Source organism: Glutamicibacter mishrai (assembly GCF_012221945.1).
In the GTDB taxonomy this organism is placed as follows: Bacteria; Actinomycetota; Actinomycetes; order Actinomycetales; family Micrococcaceae; genus Glutamicibacter; species Glutamicibacter mishrai.
On sequence record NZ_CP032549.1, the window covers coordinates 624,498 to 640,364 of the forward strand.

The following is a 15,867-nucleotide window of genomic DNA, read 5'->3' on the forward strand; positions in this document are numbered from 1 at the left end:
TTTCTCCCTTCCCGTTACCAGACGTAGGCGAGGACTTCCCCACCCACGCCCTTCTTTGCAGCCTGACGGTCAGTAAGCAGACCGGAGGAGGTGGACAGGATCGCGATACCAAGGCCACCGAGCACGTGAGGCAGGTTGGTGGACTTTGCGTAAACGCGAAGACCTGGCTTGGAGATACGACGTACGCCAGCGATTGAACGCTCACGCGATGGGCCGTACTTCAAAGTGATAGTCAGAGTCTTGCCGACTTCTGCTGCAACTTCCTCGAACGAGGCAATGTAGCCCTGTTCCTTCAGGATGTTAGCAATGCGTACCTTGAGCTTGCTCGACGGCATCGACACAGTGTCGTGGTATGCCGAGTTAGCGTTACGCAGACGAGTCAGCATATCTGCGACTGGATCTGTCATAGACATGTGGGCTTCAGCCCTTCCTCGTTACGGTTTCCTTAGCGGACCTGTAACGTAGTGAGATTAGTTGTTGGTCTTGAATGGGAAGCCCAGAGCCTTAAGCAAGGCACGGCCTTCGTCATCAGTCTTGGCGGTGGTCACCACAGTGATGTCCATACCGCGCACGCGATCGATCTTGTCCTGATCGATTTCATGGAACATAGCCTGCTCGGTCAGACCGAAGGTGTAGTTGCCATTGCCATCGAACTGGCGGTCGCTCAGGCCGCGGAAGTCGCGGATACGAGGCAGTGCCAGGGTGATCAGGCGATCAACGAATTCCCACATGCGGTCGTTACGCAGGGTGGTGTGCGTACCGATTGGCATGCCTTCGCGCAGCTTGAACTGTGCGATGGACTTGCGGGCACGGGTGATCACTGGCTTCTGACCGGTAATTGCGGTCAAGTCGCGAACGGCGCCTTCAATGAGCTTCGAGTCCTTGGCAGCTTCGCCGACACCCATGTTCACTACAACCTTGGTCAGGGATGGTACCTGCATTGGGTTTGCGTAGTTGAACTGCTCCTGCATAGCAGGGCGGATCTCTGCGTTGTACTTAGCCTTCAGACGTGGCTGGATCTTGGTGGCTGCTTCAGTCATTACAGATCCTTTCCGGAAGCCTTGGCGAAACGAACGCGTACAGTCTTGGACACGCCGTTCTTCTCTACGGTTTCCTCGCGGAAGCCGACGCGGGTTGGCTTCTTAGTTTCTGGGTCAACCACTGCAACGTTGGAAACGTGCACTGGAGCCTCAACAACCTCGATGCCGCCAGTGGTCGAACCGGACTCGGTCTGACCAGCCTTGGTGTGCTTGGTGACGCGGTTTACGCCTTCAACCAGCACGCGGTTGGAATCGGTGATGACCTTCAGGACCTTGCCCTGCAAGCCGCGATCCTTACCTGCGATGACCTGTACCAGGTCACCCTTCTTGATCTTTGCGCCCATGGTTACAGCACCTCCGGAGCCAGGGAAACGATCTTCATGAACTTCTTGTCACGAAGTTCACGACCCACTGGGCCGAAGATACGAGTTCCACGAGGATCAGCAGCGTCACCCTTGAGGATGACAGCAGCGTTCTCGTCGAACTTGATGTAGGAACCGTCGGCACGACGGATTTCCTTCTTGGTACGAACGATGACAGCCTTAACGACGTCACCCTTCTTTACGTTTCCGCCAGGAATTGCATCCTTGACGGTAGCGACAATGGTGTCACCAATGCTTGCGTAGCGACGCTTCGAGCCACCAAGAACACGGATGGTAAGGATTTCCTTAGCACCGGTGTTATCGGCAACCTTAAGTCGCGACTCCTGCTGAATCACTTCTTACTCCTGTCGTCTCGCTGGTTCTCTTACGAGCCTTGCGGAACGGATATGGTCTCCACGATACGTATCGCTTACCCCCACCGACGCGGGCGCACCGAATGCTGGTCCCAATTGTTGGCAGGGCCGAGGCGTAAAATACCGAGGCTGCGCTTATGCGTCTAAACTGATTTAGACCGCACTGCATCGCGCCGAAGGTGGATAGTCCTCGAACACAATGCGCACAGGTTCTCTAGTCTAGCGCAGATTAGCGCCAAATCGAAATGGTGTGGTATGCGGATATAAGGCGTTGTTCGTCACATGAAACGATACCGACTTCCGCAGAAATTCAATGCTCCGGAAGTGGCAGCCAGAATTTCAGAAGTCCCTCTCACAGCAACCAGCGGTTCAAAAACTCACCGCGTGCGCGACTTCCGGAATCATTTTCGAAATTCCTTGTCCCGAGTGTAACGACGTACAGATCTTAGGAACGCTATTGGTCGATGAAGCTCACCGTTGACATTATTCCGAGATGGTCTGAACCACGAATACGCAAGGTTTGCTGGCTTACCGGATTGAATCCGGCAGTCAAGACATGGTCGATGCCGAGCAATGGTGTGGAGTATGTATCGGCTGGCCACGTTAGTCGTGGGAACAGCGTTGGCTCAGTATCCAAAGTAGACGTAAGACTTCTAAATTGGGGATGACTCCTAGTTGAGTTGTAGTCTCCAGCTAGGATCACCGGCCTGTTCGCCTGTTCTTCCAACCATCGCTGTAACGCGGCAAGACCTTGGTTCCACCGTTGAGCACTTCCCAGAGGCGGAAAAATATGGACTCCAACGACGGTGAACGTTCCTCCGGGCGAATCAATCTCAACCACAGGCATTCCGTACCAGCCGGTGGCCTCGGGTCCAATACCTTGGCTCAGTTCTTTGAGTGGATAGCGTGAAAAGATCACGGTATCCCGAACACCACCGGTGGGCACTGGAGCGCTACGGAATTCTAGCGAGGCCAGAGCGCCTTGCGCCCGCAACCGATCATGCAACGCTTCGCTCGTTTCAACGAGCACCAGGACATCTGGATTCGTTCTCTTGATGCTCTGCGCTAACTGCTTTGAATCAGCACCCGCCTTCAAAGCGTTGAAAGAAAAGACGGAAACTTCTGAACTGCCTGTTATCGCGCTCTGCCGCCCTGGTGCAGCCATGTTGGGCAACGCACCGACAATGAGCGCTGCCATGACGAGCGTTGCAACGAGCCATCGACGCTTGAACGAAGCGAAAAGTACAGCCGCCGCAACGCCGACGAGCATCCACGGTTGAAAGGCTTGCAGCCGCGGGATACACCCACCAGCCAACCAAGAAATATATGGCAGCGCGGCTACCGCGCCGCCGAGCAGAACAAGAATCGCCCACGACCACGCAATCAGTGGTTGTGCGCGGTCCTTCGTCATGACCTCAGCTTAGTTCAGCGTCAACTGATCATCTCCTACGTCGCGGCCGGCTCGGACTGCTGTGCAGCCCAATCTGCGACCCGCCGTGCGCTTTCTTCTTCGCTCAGATCTTCAACTCTGCTCATGATTGACCATCTCACTCCAAAAGGATCAATGATCGAGGCAAACCTGTCCCCCGAAACAAAATTTGTCACCGGTTCCCTGACTGTGGCCCCTGCCTCGATGGCCTGGGCGAACACTGCATCCACTTCTTCGCAGTACAGCCCGAGCGAGTAGCAGGCGTTGGGCGCCTCCGGCGGTGGCACCAGGCCATAGGCCGGGCTGGGCTCGCCGATCTGCAGATGGCCCTGGCCAAAATCGATCTCCGCGTGGACAACTACTCCATTCATCGTCGTCGCATCGATGATTCGCGCGCCAAACACGTCGCGGTAGAACTCCATGGCCTGTCCCGCATTGGTGATGGCCAGGAAGGGAGTCAGCGAGGTTACCCCGTGGGGAACGCCAGCGGTGGTGTGGATTCCGGTGACACCATGCACCGATTCGTTGTTGTTTTGCATAACTCAAGACTACGAACCTGTGCCATGCTGGGGCTTGTAAATTTGCGACGATTTCGAGGTGCTGCTGCGTGGATGATGTTCATGACGGTCGAGGTGTTTTATATCCTGCTCGCTTGCCCGACTTCCAGCGCATTTTGCCTACCGAGCAACTGCGGCAGTACGTGAGTTGGTATTGGTTCTCGCGCTGGGATATCGCCCCTGGCAGGATTTCGCGGCAGCAGCTCCTGCCCTTCCCGCAGATGAATCTTGTCGTGCAGCTTGGGGGCGTGACAATCTCGGGCCCGAGCAGTGGCGCCTCGCATAGGGACTTGCGCGGTGCAGGCTGGGCAGTTGCAGCTTTGCTTCGCCCTGCTGCGACATCCTTCGTGGCGTCCCTTGCCGGAAGTACTCCTCAGCAGCTCTTGGACAAGGAAGTTCCCTTGGCCGCGGAAAGTCTCCACGACCGGATCAAAGAAGAACACGTGAGCGCGGAGGCCTTACCTCTGAACGAGCGTTGCGCTGAACAATTCAATTCCTGGCTTGAACGGTGCCTTCCACCGGTCACTGATTCGGGAATGCTAGCCAATGAGTTCTTGGACTATGTCTCGAGCCAACGGGAAGCCTTGCGAGTTGATCACGTCGCCAAGCATTTGAATCTCACGGTACGCAGTTTGCAACGCTTGTCCCTGAAGTACCTAGGGCTTTCTCCCCTGGCAGTGATCAGGCGCTACCGGCTGCAAGAAGCTGTGTTGCATCTGCGCGAGCACCCCGAGTCCTCGCTCGCTGGACTGGCTGCAGACCTTGGCTACACCGACCAGGCGCACCTGTCGACAGACTTCCGCAAGGTTCTCGGCTACTCCCCCAGCGACTACCGAAGCAGCTAGTGCCCGGCACACCGCGTGCTGATAGATAGCTGAATCCGCCGAGCTCACCAGAAGTGGTTCATTAGACGCCAGTTGCGGGCTGATGGCGGCATAATCTGCCTCGATATCGACGGTCTCGGACCCGAAGGCGTTTCGATACAACGCGTCATCGTGCCTGCCTCCGGCTGCGACGAGCACTCGACTGCCGAGTTGCTGTATCAATGCCACGCCCCTGTGCCGGCTTGCAGGGCATTGCCACAAATGCAGAAATGCCCCGAACTCTTCTTTCGAAGTGTTCGGGGCATTCTTCAATCACGAGATCCGTGAAATCGAGTCGAAAGCTTACTTAGCCTTCTCTACGATCTCAACGAGACGCCAGCGCTTGTCAGCAGACAGCGGGCGGGTCTCAGCGATGACAACCAAGTCGCCGATGCCGGCTTCGTTGTTCTCATCGTGAGCCTTGACGTTCTTGTTGCGACGCATGACCTTGCCGTAAAGGGCGTGCTTCACACGGTCCTCAACGTCAACGACGATGGTCTTCTGCATCTTGTCGGAAACCACGTAACCACGGAGGGTCTTGCGGTCGTTACGCTCGGTAGCGTTATCCACACCGTTCTCCTTCTCGCTCATTACTTGGATTCCTTCTTGGTTTCTTCAACCGGAACGACGACATCCTGACGAATGCCCAGCTCGCGCTCGCGCAGCACAGTGTAAATGCGGGCGATATCGCGCTTGATAGCCTTCAGGTTCGCGTTGCTCTCCAGCTGGCCGGTAGCCGACTGGAAGCGCAGGTTGAACAGTTCTGCCTTGGCCTTCTTCAATTCCTCGTTCAAACGAGCGGTATCGAAGCCGTCCAGGGACTCAATGCTAAGGTCCTTAGAACCGATAGACATCCCTATTCACCACCTTCACGACGCACGATGCGTGCCTTCATTGGCAGCTTGTGGATTGCAAGACGCAATGCCTCTTTAGCTACCTCTTCACTGACGCCACCGAGTTCAAACATGACTCGTCCTGGCTTGACGTTGGCGACCCACCATTCAGGTGAACCCTTACCGGAACCCATACGGGTTTCAGCAGGCTTCTTGGTCAGCGGACGGTCTGGGTAGATGTTGATCCACACCTTACCGCCACGCTTGATGTAACGGGTCATTGCGATACGAGCGGCTTCGATCTGACGGTTAGTCACGTAAGCCGGGGTCAACGCCTGGATACCGAACTCACCGAAAGCAACGGTGGTTCCGCCCTTGGCAGCACCCGAACGCTTTGGGTGGTGCTGCTTACGGAACTTGACTCGACGTGGGATAAGCATTTAAGCCTCTCCTCCTTCCGCAGCAGGAGCTGCAGCGCCCTTGTTACGGTCGTTACGACGACGGCGTTCGCCGCCACGTGGACGATCGTTGCCACCGCGGCCGCCGCGAGCTGGAGCAGCAGCAGCCTGCTGTGCAGCCAGTTCCTTGGCGGTTACGTCACCCTTGTAGATCCAAACCTTCACGCCGATACGGCCGAAGGTGGTCTTGGCTTCGAACTTGCCGAAGTCGATGTTCGCACGCAGGGTGTGCAGCGGCACACGACCTTCGCGGTAGAACTCCTTGCGGGACATTTCTGCACCGCCAAGACGACCGGAGCACTGAACGCGGATGCCCTTGGCACCAGCGCGCATTGCCGACTGCATTGCCTTCTTCATCGCACGGCGGAAAGCCACGCGGGAAGCAAGCTGCTCGGCGATGCCCTGGGCGACCAACTGGGCCTCCATGTCAGGGTTCTTGACCTCGAGGATGTTCAGCTGAACCTGCTTCTTGGTGAGCTTTTCCAGCTCGCCGCGAATACGGTCGGCTTCTGCACCACGGCGACCGATTACGATACCTGGACGTGCAGTGTGGATATCCACACGTACGCGGTCACGGGTGCGTTCGATCTCTACGCGGGCGATACCTGCACGGTCCATTCCCTTGGACAGCAGTGCACGGATCTGTACGTCTTCTTTTACGTAGTCCGCGTAACGCTGGCCTGGCTTGCTGGAATCAGCGAACCAGTGCGAGATGTGGTCAGTGGTGATGCCGAGACGGAAACCGTTCGGATTTACCTTCTGTCCCATTTAGTTCTCCCCACCCTTCTGGGTTGAAACAACCACAGTCACGTGGCTGGTGCGCTTCTTGATCTGGAATGCGCGACCCTGTGCACGCGGCTGGAACCGCTTCATGGTCGGACCCTCGTCAACAAACGCTTCGCTGATAATCAGCTCGTCCTCATTGAATGCTTCACCTGCGCGGTCCGCGGCGGCACGGGCGTTAGCCACTGCCGATGCGACAACCTTGTATACCGGCTCCGAAGCTGCCTGTGGGGCAAACTTCAAGATGGCCAGTGCCTCGTTGGTCTGCAGACCACGAACAAGGTTGACGACGCGCCGGGCCTTCATAGGCGTTACGCGGATGTGACGCGCAATTGCCTTGGCTTCCATTGCTATCCTTCTCTCGTCTATCGAAGAAGTGCTAAGCGATACTAGTACCCTTGCGGGGCCTAGCGGCGCTTGCCCTTCTTGTCGTCCTTTACGTGGCCACGGAACGTACGGGTTGGGGCAAACTCTCCGAGCTTGTGTCCAACCATCGATTCGGTGACGAACACAGGAATGTGCTTGCGACCGTCGTGTACGGCGATGGTGTGTCCCAGCATGTCCGGGATGATCATCGAACGGCGGGACCACGTCTTGATGACGTTCTTGGTGCCCTTTTCGTTTTCAGCAACGACCTTCAGGAACAGGTGCTGATCGACGAAGGGGCCTTTCTTCAGGCTGCGTGGCATGTTTCCAGGCTCCTATCGCTTGTTCTTGCCGGTCTTGCGACGACGCACAATGAGCTTGTCGCTTTCCTTGTTCGGACGACGGGTGCGTCCTTCACGCTTACCGTTAGGGTTGACCGGGTGACGACCACCGGAGGTCTTACCTTCACCACCACCGTGTGGGTGGTCAACTGGGTTCATGACAACGCCACGAACGGTTGGGCGAACGCCCTTCCAGCGCATACGGCCAGCCTTACCCCAGTTGATGTTGATCTGCTCAGCGTTGCCAACTTCGCCGATGGTTGCGCGGCAGCGCACATCAACGTTGCGGATTTCGCCCGAAGGCAAACGCAGCTGAGCGAAGCGGCCCTCACGGGCTACCAGCTGGATCGAAGCACCTGCGGAACGAGCCATCTTGGCGCCGCCACCTGGGCGGAGCTCCACAGCGTGGATCACGGTACCAACCGGGATGTTACGCAGTGGCAGGTTGTTACCTGGCTTGATGTCAGCGTTTGCGCCGGCCTCAATCTGGTCACCCTGCTTGAGGTTGTTCGGTGCGATGATGTAGCGCTTGGTGCCATCCACGTAGTGGAGCAGAGCGATACGAGCGGTACGGTTCGGGTCGTACTCGATGTGAGCGACCTTTGCCGGAACGCCGTCCTTATCGTGACGACGGAAGTCGATAACACGGTAAGCGCGCTTGTGTCCGCCACCCTTGTGTCGGGTGGTGATCTTACCGGAGTTGTTACGGCCGCCAGTCTTGGTGAGTGGGCGAACCAGCGACTTTTCCGGAGTCGATCGGGTGATTTCTGCGAAGTCGGCTACCGACGAGCCGCGAAGGCCCGGGGTAGTCGGCTTGTACTTACGAATTCCCATTTATTTTCTATTCCTCGTTAAAGTGGTCTCCGCTTAGGAAAGCGGACCGCCGAAGATGTCAATCGAGCCTTCCTTCAGGGTGATGATGGCACGCTTGGTGTTCTTGCGTGCACCCCACCCGAAGCGGGTGCGCTTGCGCTTACCGGCTCGGTTGATGGTGTTTACGGAGTCAACCTTGACGTTGAAGATAGCTTCAACGGCGTACTTGATTTCCGTCTTGTTGGAGCCCGGTGCCACCTCGAAGGTGTACTGACCTTGATCGATCAGACCGTAGCTCTTTTCCGATACGACTGGTGCGATGACCACGTCGTGTGGAGCCTTGGAGTTGATGCTCACTTGGCTTCCTCCTTCTGGACCAGGGCATCGAAGGCAGCCTTGGTGAAGACTACGTCATCCGAAACCAGAACATCGTAGGTGTTCAGCTGGTCGACGTACAGAACGTGCACAAGGTCGAGGTTGCGAACCGAAAGGGCTGCAACATCGTTGGCGCGATCGATGACGACAAGCAGGTTCTTGCGCTCGGTGAGCGAACGCAAGGTAGCCAGAGCTTCCTTGGTCGATGGGGTTTCCCCTGCAACCAAGTTCTCAATCACGTGAACGCGACCGAAGCGTGCGCGATCAGACAAAGCGCCGCGCAGTGCAGCAGCCTTCATCTTCTTCGGGGTACGCTGCGAGTAATCACGTGGGGTTGGACCGTGGACAATGCCACCGCCGGTCATGTGAGGAGCACGGATCGAACCCTGACGAGCGCGGCCGGTACCCTTCTGCTTGAACGGCTTGCGACCTGCACCCGAAACCTCGGAGCGGTCCTTGGTCTTGTGGGTACCCTGGCGGGCAGCAGCAAGCTGTGCAACGACAACCTGGTGCAGCAGCGGGACGTTGGTCTGTACGTCGAAGATCTCTGCAGGCAGTTCGACGTTAAGTGCCTTAGTCATTTACTTATGCTCCCTTCACGGCGTTGCGTACGAGAACGACGCGGCCGCGGGCGCCTGGAACGGCACCCTTGATCAGCAGGAGGTTCTTCTCAGCGTCGATAGCGTGAATGGTCAGGTTCTGAGTGGTAACACGCTCAGCACCCATGCGACCAGCCATCTTCTGTCCACGGAAAACGCGACCTGGGGTCGATGCGCCGCCGATGGAACCTGGCTTGCGGTGGTTCTTGTGAGCACCGTGCGATGCGCCAACACCGGAGAAGTTGTGGCGCTTCATCACACCGGCGAAGCCCTTACCCTTGGAGGTGCCAACGACGTCGACCTTCTGGCCGGCTTCGAAGAGCTCCACGGAAAGTTCCTGGCCAGCGGTGTACTCGGCAGCGTCTGCGGTGCGCAGTTCTACCAAGTGACGACGTGGGGTGACGCCTGCAGCCTCGAAGTGACCAGCCAGTGGCTTGGTGACCTTGCGAGGATCGATCTGGCCGTAGCCGATCTGAACTGCGGTGTAGCCATCGCGCTCTTCGTTGATGAGCTTGGTGACAACGTTGCTATCAGCCTGCACGACGGTGACAGGGATCAGGTTGTTGTTCGAATCCCAAACCTGGGTCATGCCGAGCTTCGTGCCCAGCAGGCCCTTGAAATTACGGGTTGCGGTCATAGTTTTCTCGCCACCTCCCCTTAAAGCTTGATTTCGATGTTGACATCCGCTGGCAGGTCGAGACGCATCAGCGAATCAACAGCCTTCGGGGTCGGATCGACGATGTCGATCAGACGCTTGTGCGTGCGCATTTCGAAGTGCTCACGGCTGTCCTTGTACTTGTGTGGCGAACGGATAACGCAGTACACGTTCTTTTCCGTTGGCAGCGGCACTGGGCCGACTACGGTTGCGCCTGCGCGCGTGACCGTCTCAACGATCTTCCGGGCCGAAACGTCAATGACCTCGTGGTCATACGACTTCAGCCGGATGCGGATTTTCTGTCCCGCCATGGCGTCATGCCTCTTTCTGTTAGCACTATCTAAGATTGCTGTGCCTATATACGGGTTCTTGCGAACCGGCACGCCTTACGCTGCGACTGAATCCGGATCAGATCCGGGTTCCTCACCCGCAGGAGGCTCCGACCCCCGAACTCGGGCGTGTCGCGAAGTTTTCAGTCGCGACAAGACCGCAAAGTTTTCACTTTATCGAAGGCCTTATAATTTGAAGCAGTTGTATCGATCCCGAACCACAGGCATTATCCTGCGTGAGAGCCGATCCCGGTTGTTCAAATCAGATTCGATTACCCCAGCAATGGGGATCGAGTTGCAATCAAGCAACTTATCCAGTCTGACAGGTCGGCAACGATCGTGCAAATCTTTTATGGGCTTCCTGCCCCGTGATCTTGACCTCACCGTCCTGCCAGGACTGCTTCTAGTGCTGATCGGGCTCGCTCGGATCCGCCGGTGGCCACTGATCCGACTGCTGTGCCGGCGGCTGCATTGGCTGTTGCCAAGGCAATCGCGGCGGGCCCTGCTGGATCACCGGCGGCGCGGAGTCTTGCGGTTCAGGCGCTGACGGGCCAGCCTTGTCGACCTTCACGAGCTTGTAGACCGCGGCAATGATCAGTCCCAGGCCGATGAGCACCAGCCAGACGAAGACCAGTTCGCGCAGGAACCAGATCACCGAGAGGCTGATGGCGATGGCGCCCCACCAGATGAACAGCCGATCCCCCAGTTTCAGCCCCCAGGCAATCAGGCAACCGAAGAAGACCAGCCCCATCACCTGCGTGAGCACGTTGGAGTCGATCAAGGACGCGAACAGGGTCATGGTCCCGGCCACGGAGGCGGCCACCAGGTAGATCTTCGCCAGCGATCGGTGCACCCGGATATTGCGCCAGATCACCAGGATCACTGCGACCACGGTGAAGTAGGCCATCATGCTGCTGAACTGCGGCGCATCTATCACCCGCGCATAGGTGATCAGCGACAGGACTGAAGCGAGGAAGATCAAGCCATCCACCGCATAGGGCACTGCAGCGGGCGGCAGTTCGAAGTAGCGGCAGAGCAGGGCCACACCGAAGATCAGTGCCGATCCCCCGATGATGTGCCAGTTTGCCGTGCCATAGCTATGGGCGATGCAGCCAGCCAGCAAGAGCGCCAGCAACATGGCCGCGAAGTAGATCCGCGAGGCACCGCCAACCGGGTCTTCATGGCGATAGGTGAAGGCTGGATAGCCGGGGGTTGGATCCTTCATCCGTCCATGGACCATGGAGATCAGATAGAGCAGGACTCCGGTGCCGATCATTGCCCACGCGACATCCATCGATTCCAGCCAGCGTGATCCACCGATGTCTCGGGCTTTCATCACGGCCCGGGTGATCGCCCATGCGAGCAACAGCGAAGCGCCCGCCGAGTACCAAGCGCTACGGCGGGTATGCACCATCATGATCATCGCCGACGCGATCAGCGCCAGGGCCACGACCGCCCACCACGTCTGTTGCTGCCACGCAGCTGCCAATACGGCAGGCAAGAAGATGGCCAAGCCTATGGCCGTGGAGTACCTGCGGTTCCCGCGCAGTTTCCATTCAAGGGCCATGGCCGCCAGCGCCATCACCAATAGCAGAATCGCCGCTGCTTCTTCGCTCCACCAGCGCGCACGGATCCATCCGGTGTCATCGGCCAGCTGTTGCCCTTGGACGCCGATCACGAGGATCAACGACAGGATTGGCGCGAAAAGGTAATACTGCCGCTCGACACCTTCCAGCTCGATATCAGCCCAGTAGGCCATGATCCCGTGGACCGCGAAGCACAGAGCGGCCAACAGGATGACACCACGGTCATAGCCACCTGCGACTTGCGCGTAGGCGGCGGTGGCCAGCGGGATGCCGATCAGCAGGACGATGGCAATCCAGCGCAGTTCCTTGCGCAGCGGCTGGTTCTTGCGGATATTGCGTGCCAGCCGGACAAGTTGCGGGATGCTCACTGAGACGAGCAGGAGCGCGAATCGTCCGTGCAGATCAAAGTCCATGCCCTGGGCGAACCACCACACCATGGAACTGAAGAGCACCTGGGCCAAGGTGGCGTAGATGATCTTCCATTCCCTGCTGTTGTTCCGCCGCAGCTTCAGCAAAAACGTCGCCATGACCGCTGCACCGATGACAAGTGCGAAGATCCACCTTTGATGTTCCAAGCTCAACATATAGAACAGCAGCAGGGCAACGGCTTCACCGGCCCTGATTGCCTGTGCTGCCGGGACCGGCATGTCAGGAAGGCCCTTGACGCGCAAGGAAGTGATCATCACCAATGCGGTGGTGGCCACAGTGGTAATCATGAACCAGGTGAAGGCTTCCAGTCCAATGAATTCGACGGGGCTCTGGAGGTAGCGCTCCTTGCCGGCCAGGATCCTGAGGTAGCACAGGGAACCGACGGCGATGAGCACCGTGGCACCCGCTCTCGCCAAAGCATGTGCCTGCGCCGTGCCCTTGCCGTTCAGTTGTTGATGCCTGAGGCCGAAAGCCCACAGCGCCAGCGCCATCACCAGGACAGTGATGAGCGTGGCTGTGGCGGCCGCCGTCCCAGATGCGCCGTCTTGCAATTCATGGATCGAGGCGCCGATAACTCCTGCGCCGATCAGCAGCAGGGCCCAACGCACGTGTCCGTAGAGCAGGCGGTAGATTCCCTGTGCGCGGTGGTGGTCGACTGACATCAAGGCGATGGCCACGGCGAATACGGCCAGCGGGCGCCAGTTGTGGTGCTGCAGATCCAGCAGGGCAATCAGTGGCAGGACGGCAATTACCGCGGTTTCCGCCCTGGTTGCGCGGAAGATCCCGAAGAGGCACAGCAGGGCGAAGAGCGGGGCGGCAACATAGCTGAGCGCGAAGGAATGGCGCTCATCAGCAAGGAAGTAGGCTCCGCTCATGGACACCAGGCCTAGCCCCCACAGCACGCAACGCTCGAGGCTTACAAACTGGCGGGCCAGTCCCATGCGCCGTTGATAGGCCGTGGAGTAGGCCAACACAGCGACCGCCTGCAGAGCAAAGGCGTAGGACAGGACCAAGGCAGTTGTTGAGCCGACAAATCCCAGGTAGCTACAGCCCGCCCAGATCATCAGCATGAAGGTCACTCGGGCCGCGAAGAATCGAGTCAATCGCAGATTGCCCAAGAGCCTCATGCTCAGCAAGAGCTGCGCAGTGAGCAGGGCGAAGATCCAGAAGAATTCGCGGCTTCCCAGCGATTCGATCAGCAGCCCGGAGAGGACCACAACGAAGATCGGCAGGAGCTGCGCGGTGCCGAGGATTGCTTGGAAGAAGATGGAGTCCTTGACTCGTTGGCTGTGCACCGCGAGGAGCATCAATACGATGGAGAGAACCACGAGAATGAGCATGTAATTCAGGACCCCGCGCTGCATCGTGGCAGCAGATGCCATGCCGGTGCTGACTAGGATCAGCACAGCGATCCATGAGAGGACTCGGGACTTGAGCTTCACAGTGGCATAGCCGACGGCCAGGGTTCCGATGGCGGAGAAGACCAGCCAGGTGACGGGCCCTGAAATGTCCAGCGTGTTGTACGTGGCGATGGCACTCAGGGGCAGCAGCGCCAGGCCGGTTCCAGCGAAGGCGGCGCCAGCTGGACGCAATGATGGCTTCACCGCGTAGGTAATCAAGCCACCGGCATAGAAGGCGGCGACCAAGATGATGAAGGCGACGACTTTGGCGACCGGCGGCAGGGCAAAGCTCAGGAAGAGCGCACCGGCAGCCACGATCATCAGCGCTGCGACGTACAGGGTGATGTTGATATTGCGCAGTTCGCGTTCGCGCTTGGTCAATACCTTGACGGGCTTGGGCGGCACAACGGGACGGGCCACTGGTGGCAGCGGGTTTCCTGCCTGGGCTGGTCGCTGCTGGGCATAGATTTGCCCGGCGGCCGTCAGGTTCCCGTTGGCAGGCTGGGCTGGGGTGGCGTAGCCCGGCCACTGATGCGGGCCCGATGCCTCGGGCTGCGGCATGGCCGGCTCTTGGGAAACAGCTGGCGACTGCTGTTCTGTTGGCGGCGCTTGAGCTTGCGGTCCGGTACGGCGCAGATATGCAGTGGCGGCTTCATAGCCTTCTTGCCACGCTTCACGCAGTCGTTCCGGGGTCGGCTCAGAACGTTGCCCGGGCTGGTTCCGTCCCATGGAGTGCCCTAAGAAATAGGCGCCGACGATCAGCAGGACAAGGACAACGATCAACCCGGTCATTAGAGCCACTCCCCTAGTGAAATTTCAGTGCGCCTTCCAATTAGACCACCTTATTGAAATACTCACTAGTTCGAGTTGCATGTTAAGTAAAAAAATCCCCCAGCACTGTAATAGTGCTGGGGGAATTCTCAGATCTCTATGGATCTAAATCATCAAGTAATGACTACTTGGTGATCGAGGTGACCTTGCCCGAACCAACGGTGCGGCCGCCTTCGCGAATTGCGAAGCCGAGGCCCTCTTCCATAGCGATTGGCTGGATCAGCTCAACCGACATTTCGGTGTTGTCGCCAGGCATAACCATTTCGGTGCCCTCTGGAAGGGTGATAACGCCGGTAACGTCGGTGGTGCGGAAGTAGAACTGCGGACGGTAGTTCGAGTAGAACGGGTTGTGACGTCCGCCTTCGTCCTTCGACAGGATGTAGACGTTAGCTTCGAAGTTGGTGTGTGGGGTGATGGAGCCTGGGGCTACAACAACCTGGCCACGCTCAACGTCGTCGCGCTTCAGACCGCGAAGCAGCAGACCACAGTTCTCGCCTGCCCATGCTTCGTCGAGCTGCTTGTGGAACATCTCGATACCGGTAACGGTGGTCTTCTGGATTGGGCGGATGCCAACAATCTCAACTTCCGAGTTGATGGCAAGGGTGCCACGCTCGGCGCGACCGGTAACAACGGTACCGCGACCGGTGATGGTGAAGACATCCTCGATAGGCATCAGGAATGGCTTGTCACGGTCACGTACTGGGTCTGGAATGAAGGTGTCAACAGCTTCCATCAGTTCCTCAACAGCTGCAACCCACTTCTCGTCGCCTTCCAGAGCCTTCAGGCCGGAAACGCGAACAACTGGTGCGTCGTCGCCATCGAAGCCCTGGGAGGACAGAAGTTCGCGAACTTCCATCTCCACGAGCTCGAGCAGCTCTTCGTCATCAACCATGTCCGACTTGTTCAGTGCGACCATCAGGGTAGGAACACCAACCTGGCGGGCCAGCAGAACGTGCTCGCGGGTCTGAGCCATTGGACCATCGGTAGCAGCAACCACGAGGATTGCGCCGTCCATCTGAGCAGCACCGGTGATCATGTTCTTGACATAGTCAGCGTGGCCTGGAGCGTCAACGTGTGCGTAGTGACGCTTTTCGGTCTGGTACTCGATGTGCGAGATATTGATGGTAATACCGCGCTGGCGCTCTTCTGGAGCCGAGTCGATGTTAGCGAAGTCGCGCTTTTCGTTCAGGTCTGGGTACTTGTCAGCCAGAACCTTGGAGATAGCTGCGGTCAGAGTGGTCTTACCGTGGTCAACGTGACCGATGGTACCAATGTTGACGTGCGGCTTGTTGCGCTCGAACTTTGCCTTTGCCACAAGTTCCTCCTAGAAACATTTACAGAAGACTTTTTTCGTCTGCGCGGTTCGCAAACGAACTTCAAACAGTCTACTGGGGGCGTTGATAATTTTGGAAATTTCGGTCCTCTGCGGGCCCTGCATGTGATG

At 58.0% G+C, this 15,867-nt stretch carries 20 protein-coding genes; 1 reads left to right on the plus strand and 19 read right to left on the minus strand.

What is annotated here, in order from left to right:
* Nucleotides 1-14: 14 nt before the first annotated feature.
* The 6 genes from rpsH to D3791_RS02995 all read right to left on the minus strand — a co-directional run bounded on the left by rpsH (nucleotide 15) and on the right by D3791_RS02995 (nucleotide 3,744).
* Nucleotides 15-413, minus strand: coding sequence for a 30S ribosomal protein S8 (gene rpsH, locus D3791_RS02970; protein WP_013349671.1), 399 nt, complete (start codon nucleotides 411-413; stop codon nucleotides 15-17).
* Nucleotides 414-470: 57 nt separating this feature from the next.
* Nucleotides 471-1,040 carry a 50S ribosomal protein L5 gene (gene rplE, locus D3791_RS02975; protein WP_022874124.1) on the minus strand — a complete coding sequence of 190 codons (570 nt, stop codon included), beginning with the start codon at nucleotides 1,038-1,040 and terminating at the stop codon, nucleotides 471-473.
* Complete coding sequence (rplX, locus tag D3791_RS02980) at nucleotides 1,040-1,384, minus strand: 50S ribosomal protein L24 (RefSeq protein WP_022874125.1); 345 nt, start codon at nucleotides 1,382-1,384, stop codon at nucleotides 1,040-1,042. The genes rplE and rplX overlap by 1 nt, the downstream gene beginning before the upstream one ends.
* A 2-nt stretch (nucleotides 1,385-1,386) precedes the next feature.
* Nucleotides 1,387-1,758, minus strand: coding sequence for a 50S ribosomal protein L14 (gene rplN / locus D3791_RS02985; protein ID WP_022874126.1), 372 nt, complete (start codon nucleotides 1,756-1,758; stop codon nucleotides 1,387-1,389).
* A gap of 472 nt (nucleotides 1,759-2,230) precedes the next feature.
* Complete coding sequence (locus D3791_RS02990) at nucleotides 2,231-3,187, minus strand: endonuclease/exonuclease/phosphatase family protein (protein ID WP_172511267.1); 957 nt, start codon at nucleotides 3,185-3,187, stop codon at nucleotides 2,231-2,233.
* A 35-nt stretch (nucleotides 3,188-3,222) separates the two neighbouring features.
* Nucleotides 3,223-3,744, minus strand: a complete 522-nt coding sequence (locus D3791_RS02995) for a VOC family protein (protein WP_172511268.1) — start codon at nucleotides 3,742-3,744, stop codon at nucleotides 3,223-3,225.
* Between the two features lie 68 nt (nucleotides 3,745-3,812).
* Between D3791_RS02995 and D3791_RS03000 the strand changes: the two genes are divergently transcribed.
* Entirely contained in the window at nucleotides 3,813-4,607 is a 795-nt protein-coding gene (locus tag D3791_RS03000; protein WP_172511269.1) for an AraC family transcriptional regulator, read from the plus strand.
* A gap of 321 nt (nucleotides 4,608-4,928) precedes the next feature.
* Here D3791_RS03000 and rpsQ read toward each other — a convergent pair whose 3' ends face one another.
* The 13 genes from rpsQ to tuf form a co-directional block, all read right to left on the minus strand.
* Complete coding sequence (gene rpsQ / locus D3791_RS03005; RefSeq protein ID WP_013349679.1) at nucleotides 4,929-5,216, minus strand: 30S ribosomal protein S17; 288 nt, start codon at nucleotides 5,214-5,216, stop codon at nucleotides 4,929-4,931.
* Nucleotides 5,216-5,479 carry a 50S ribosomal protein L29 gene (rpmC, locus tag D3791_RS03010; protein ID WP_022874130.1) on the minus strand — a complete coding sequence of 88 codons (264 nt, stop codon included), beginning with the start codon at nucleotides 5,477-5,479 and terminating at the stop codon, nucleotides 5,216-5,218. Before rpmC ends, rpsQ begins: the two co-directional genes overlap by 1 nt.
* 2 nt (nucleotides 5,480-5,481) lie before the next feature.
* Nucleotides 5,482-5,898: a 50S ribosomal protein L16 gene (gene rplP, locus D3791_RS03015; protein WP_022874131.1), complete on the minus strand. Its 417-nt coding sequence runs from the start codon at nucleotides 5,896-5,898 to the stop codon at nucleotides 5,482-5,484.
* On the minus strand, nucleotides 5,899-6,684 hold the full coding sequence (rpsC, locus tag D3791_RS03020) for a 30S ribosomal protein S3 (protein WP_022874132.1): 786 nt from the start codon (nucleotides 6,682-6,684) through the stop codon (nucleotides 5,899-5,901).
* A complete protein-coding gene (gene rplV, locus D3791_RS03025; protein WP_022874133.1) occupies nucleotides 6,685-7,047 on the minus strand; it encodes a 50S ribosomal protein L22 in 363 nt (120 codons plus the stop codon). It abuts the gene before it with no gap.
* Between the two features lie 59 nt (nucleotides 7,048-7,106).
* Nucleotides 7,107-7,388, minus strand: coding sequence for a 30S ribosomal protein S19 (rpsS, locus tag D3791_RS03030; protein ID WP_022874134.1), 282 nt, complete (start codon nucleotides 7,386-7,388; stop codon nucleotides 7,107-7,109).
* 12 nt (nucleotides 7,389-7,400) lie between these two features.
* Entirely contained in the window at nucleotides 7,401-8,240 is an 840-nt protein-coding gene (rplB, locus tag D3791_RS03035) for a 50S ribosomal protein L2 (protein WP_022874135.1), read from the minus strand.
* A 33-nt stretch (nucleotides 8,241-8,273) separates the two neighbouring features.
* On the minus strand, nucleotides 8,274-8,576 hold the full coding sequence (gene rplW / locus D3791_RS03040; protein ID WP_172511270.1) for a 50S ribosomal protein L23: 303 nt from the start codon (nucleotides 8,574-8,576) through the stop codon (nucleotides 8,274-8,276).
* On the minus strand, nucleotides 8,573-9,175 hold the full coding sequence (gene rplD, locus D3791_RS03045; protein WP_022874137.1) for a 50S ribosomal protein L4: 603 nt from the start codon (nucleotides 9,173-9,175) through the stop codon (nucleotides 8,573-8,575). Before rplD ends, rplW begins: the two co-directional genes overlap by 4 nt.
* 4 nt (nucleotides 9,176-9,179) lie before the next feature.
* Nucleotides 9,180-9,830: a 50S ribosomal protein L3 gene (gene rplC, locus D3791_RS03050; protein ID WP_022874138.1), complete on the minus strand. Its 651-nt coding sequence runs from the start codon at nucleotides 9,828-9,830 to the stop codon at nucleotides 9,180-9,182.
* Between the two features lie 20 nt (nucleotides 9,831-9,850).
* Nucleotides 9,851-10,159 (minus strand): 30S ribosomal protein S10, encoded by a 309-nt coding sequence (gene rpsJ / locus D3791_RS03055; protein ID WP_013349689.1) that lies wholly within the window; start codon nucleotides 10,157-10,159, stop codon nucleotides 9,851-9,853.
* Nucleotides 10,160-10,580: 421 nt separating this feature from the next.
* A complete protein-coding gene (locus D3791_RS03060; RefSeq protein ID WP_172511271.1) occupies nucleotides 10,581-14,384 on the minus strand; it encodes a hypothetical protein in 3,804 nt (1,267 codons plus the stop codon).
* Nucleotides 14,385-14,547: 163 nt separating this feature from the next.
* Nucleotides 14,548-15,738 carry an elongation factor Tu gene (tuf, locus tag D3791_RS03065; protein ID WP_022874140.1) on the minus strand — a complete coding sequence of 397 codons (1,191 nt, stop codon included), beginning with the start codon at nucleotides 15,736-15,738 and terminating at the stop codon, nucleotides 14,548-14,550.
* Nucleotides 15,739-15,867 lie beyond the last annotated feature (129 nt).

Excerpts from the sequence above, each read along its gene's own strand:
- rpsH (WP_013349671.1), bottom strand. The coding sequence starts at position 413 with ATGTCTATGACAGATCCAGTCGCAGATATGCTGACTCGTCTGCGTAAC.
- rplE (WP_022874124.1), bottom strand. The coding sequence starts at position 1,040 with ATGACTGAAGCAGCCACCAAGATCCAGCCACGTCTGAAGGCTAAGTAC.
- rplX (WP_022874125.1), bottom strand. The coding sequence starts at position 1,384 with ATGGGCGCAAAGATCAAGAAGGGTGACCTGGTACAGGTCATCGCAGGT.
- D3791_RS02990 (WP_172511267.1), bottom strand. The coding sequence starts at position 3,187 with ATGACGAAGGACCGCGCACAACCACTGATTGCGTGGTCGTGGGCGATT.
- D3791_RS02995 (WP_172511268.1), bottom strand. The coding sequence starts at position 3,744 with ATGCAAAACAACAACGAATCGGTGCATGGTGTCACCGGAATCCACACC.
- rpsQ (WP_013349679.1), bottom strand. The coding sequence starts at position 5,216 with ATGAGCGAGAAGGAGAACGGTGTGGATAACGCTACCGAGCGTAACGAC.
- rpmC (WP_022874130.1), bottom strand. The coding sequence starts at position 5,479 with ATGTCTATCGGTTCTAAGGACCTTAGCATTGAGTCCCTGGACGGCTTC.
- rplP (WP_022874131.1), bottom strand. The coding sequence starts at position 5,898 with ATGCTTATCCCACGTCGAGTCAAGTTCCGTAAGCAGCACCACCCAAAG.
- rpsC (WP_022874132.1), bottom strand. The coding sequence starts at position 6,684 with ATGGGACAGAAGGTAAATCCGAACGGTTTCCGTCTCGGCATCACCACT.
- rplV (WP_022874133.1), bottom strand. The coding sequence starts at position 7,047 with ATGGAAGCCAAGGCAATTGCGCGTCACATCCGCGTAACGCCTATGAAG.
- rpsS (WP_022874134.1), bottom strand. The coding sequence starts at position 7,388 with ATGCCACGCAGCCTGAAGAAAGGCCCCTTCGTCGATCAGCACCTGTTC.
- rplB (WP_022874135.1), bottom strand. The coding sequence starts at position 8,240 with ATGGGAATTCGTAAGTACAAGCCGACTACCCCGGGCCTTCGCGGCTCG.
- rplD (WP_022874137.1), bottom strand. The coding sequence starts at position 9,175 with ATGACTAAGGCACTTAACGTCGAACTGCCTGCAGAGATCTTCGACGTA.
- rplC (WP_022874138.1), bottom strand. The coding sequence starts at position 9,830 with ATGACCGCAACCCGTAATTTCAAGGGCCTGCTGGGCACGAAGCTCGGC.
- rpsJ (WP_013349689.1), bottom strand. The coding sequence starts at position 10,159 with ATGGCGGGACAGAAAATCCGCATCCGGCTGAAGTCGTATGACCACGAG.
- D3791_RS03060 (WP_172511271.1), bottom strand. The coding sequence starts at position 14,384 with ATGACCGGGTTGATCGTTGTCCTTGTCCTGCTGATCGTCGGCGCCTAT.